This window comes from Oleiphilus sp. HI0067 (genome assembly GCF_001635735.1).
This window is the reverse complement of the sequence record NZ_LWFI01001050.1, coordinates 1-3005: the sequence shown is the minus strand read 5'-3', so window position 1 is coordinate 3005 and position 3005 is coordinate 1. Positions and strand designations below refer to the sequence as shown.

The 3005-nt window shown below is 42.8% G+C and carries 3 protein-coding genes; 1 reads left to right on the top strand and 2 read right to left on the bottom strand.

Going from position 1 to position 3005, the window contains the following annotated elements; translation table 11 throughout:
- A partial coding sequence (gene bluB, locus A3739_RS14460; RefSeq protein WP_197472335.1) for a 5,6-dimethylbenzimidazole synthase occupies positions 1 to 640 on the top strand: 640 nt, incomplete at its 5' end.
- Between the two features lie 13 nt (positions 641 to 653).
- Here bluB and A3739_RS14455 read toward each other — a convergent pair.
- Positions 654 to 1838 (bottom strand): DUF819 family protein, encoded by a 1185-nt coding sequence (locus A3739_RS14455; RefSeq protein ID WP_068481581.1) that lies wholly within the window; start codon positions 1836 to 1838, stop codon positions 654 to 656.
- On the bottom strand, positions 1838 to 3005 hold a 1168-nt coding region (locus A3739_RS14450), incomplete at its 5' end, for an alanine racemase (RefSeq protein WP_068501879.1). The genes A3739_RS14455 and A3739_RS14450, both read right to left, overlap by 1 nt.

Here is a 3005-nt window from a genome sequence, read left to right as displayed (position 1 = left end):
TACGTTTTCCTATACTCGCGCAGAAAAAACAGCCATTTATAAAGTCATGGCGGAACGCCGAGATATGCGGCATTTTAATAACGAGAAGGTTTCCGAAGACCTTATTAGCAAGCTGCTATATGCGGCTCATATGGCTCCGAGTGTTGGTTTAATGCAGCCGTGGCGTTTTATCCGAATTCGCAATACTGAAAAGCGTGAAGCGATTCAAACGCTAGTAGAGAATGAGCGCGATCTTACCGCTGCTGCATTAGCCTCTCGCAAAGCTGAGTTTCTTAAACTCAAAGTAGAGGGTTTAAAAGAATGTTCAGATGTCATTGTTGCGGCACTGCCCGATAAGCGTGATGAACATGTATTTGGGCGACGAACATTACCAGAAATGGATTTGGCTTCGTTGTCTTGCGCTATTCAAAATATGTGGCTTGCCGCGCGTGCTGAGGGAATTGGTATGGGATGGGTCTCCATTTTTGACCCTGAGGCGCTAAAAACGGTTTTAAACATGCCGCCCGATAGCCATCCTGTCGCGATTCTATGCATTGGTCATGTAGATGCTTTCTATGAGAAGCCCATGCTCGTTATGGAGGAGTGGGCGACAGAGCGTAGCTTAGATGAGTTCGTGTTTGAGGACGAATGGCAATACTAAGCTTAGCCTACAATCAAAGGATAGATTTTAACGATATTGCCACGACGATTCCTAAATAATTACCGAGAACATAGCCAGTAATTGCCGCGCAAAAACCGGGCACCAATAAGGCTTGATTGCGAAGTGCTCCAACAATCACTGGGATAAAAGGTACAGACATTATTGCTGCGGAAGATGTGACCAAGAAAGTGTCTACATCAATCTTGAAAACGCGACAGAGTCCCGCATGAATTGTCATAGCGCCAATTAGCATTAAGCCAATGTAGCTAAACAGAGCCCAATTTAAATCTGCTAGAACACTTAAGTTCGTCATACTTCCCATCGTAAAGCAGAACACAAGTACTAGGTACATTCCAACGCGAAAGCTCACTGTTAAACGACGAATTTGAGGAATGAACGAAGCAAGCATTCCGAGCGTTGTAATGAGAATGATTGTTCCTGATGATTTCATTGAACTGGGCAAGAGACTCGCCAAGCCAAGTGCTAAACCAATGATTAGTAGCGAGAGCACTGCCGTAATTATACCTTCTTTTAAACCTCTGAGCGTTCCAAGTACTTGGTAACTTGCTGAGGTTTCTTCGCCCAAATGTGCAAACTTGTTTTCCGACTTGTTAAGTACGTCCTGAGCTGCTGGTAATAAGACTTTGGTGAATAGCGGTTTGGCGAAACTTAAGACAAATAGCAAATATATCGCAGATAATAGAATGTCATAGCTAGTCATCATCACGAATATATCTTTATCACCTTCTATGGCTGCGTTGATTGCGGCCATGTTTGGCCCTCCGCCCGTATAAGCACCAACAGATAAGCCTGCTACCTGCCATAAGCCTTCGATGTGTCCTTGAAAAATAAAACTGAGGATAAACGTACAAATAATGATTGAAGCAAAAGCCATCAACATAGATTTACTAGATGAACCTGCTTGGGTAAAAGCACTTTTTAAATCTATAGAAAATACGAGTAAGGGTAGCGCAAGAGCGATTGTGAGTTCTGTAATTTGGGTTTGAATATTGATAAGCGAATTGGACACAAAAGGCGAGACATCGGTAATAGAACCGGTTAGTGTGTTCAAGAGAATCCCGCTCGCAAAACAAACCAATACCAGTCCTGCTCGATCAATTAGAGCATGACGCAGTCCTAGCGTAATTGCGATTGCAGGAAAAACTATGCATAAAAGGGCGATACAAACTTCAATCATTACGACTCTCGAGATTTACCTTTTTTATTAGCATCAAGTCTGACTTGAGTCGCTTGATAAACCGGCCAGTAGTCGATTTCGTTATTTGGTTTGATTAACAGAAGTTCTCCAAACTGGAGCATGACCGCCTCGCTTTGGGTCGGACGAAATAAAACGCAGTCACCAGGCTTTAGAGTGTCGTTAGTGTGCGATATAAATTCTTGATTGCTCGATCGACCAAACAAGGAGTTAGTCTTGAAACCCTCTGGATAAAATGGACTCGCCATCCAGTTACCTCCGTAAATATATGCACCTTTATTAGGGACTTTACCGATAAAGCGAAATAGTGAATTCAATGGGGTATTGAAGGGCTGAGGTAAGGGGAGTTGTGGTTTTTCGACTGCCTTTAGTATTGGTGTTGCAATGAACAATGCTGGCTTGAACTCGTTCAAATGAGGAAGCTCAAAGTCTTCAGGTTTTACAAAGATAGATCCAATCGAAATATCATTAATGACATCGTTGCCCTGATACTCAGTGAAAGTTGTACTGCCAGCGCTATTAAATGTTAGCTCTTCTTGATTGCCAAAACGCTCTGCAATCGCTTTGAAGCGGCGATATTTCTCTGTGACCTGTTTAAGTGCTAATTTCATACCCCCGAATACATCAGGGATTTTAGACGCATGAGCTTCATAGCCCATGAGACCTGAGAAACTTAGATTCTCTGAATCTGCGATGGTAAGTAACGCGATTTTTAGTTGATCTTCGTGAGCGAAACCCCCGCGGTTCAGACCTATATTGATCTCTAAGTTAATACGAATGTTTATGTTCAGCCGCTCAGCAATTTCCAAATATGCGTCTAAGTGTTCGTGAGTATCGATTAGCCACTGAACATTATCTAGCACTAAACCTTCTTGAAGAAATTCAGTCGCAAGGTGCTCAAAACTTGCCGGGGGCATGGGCTTGCCTAACAGAATATCTGCCTTGGGAAAGATTTTTGCGGTCTGCTTGATAAAAGGTCCGTGAAAACACATGAACCGTGAGCAATTTAGTTGATCACTAATGTATTTAATTAACTCAGCACACGGTAAAGATTTGACGACTAAGCGTATGCTTTTATCGCCATCAATGCGACGACGAACGCTTGCAATATTTTCATTCAAAACTGACTGTTCAAGCACGAGTGTGGGC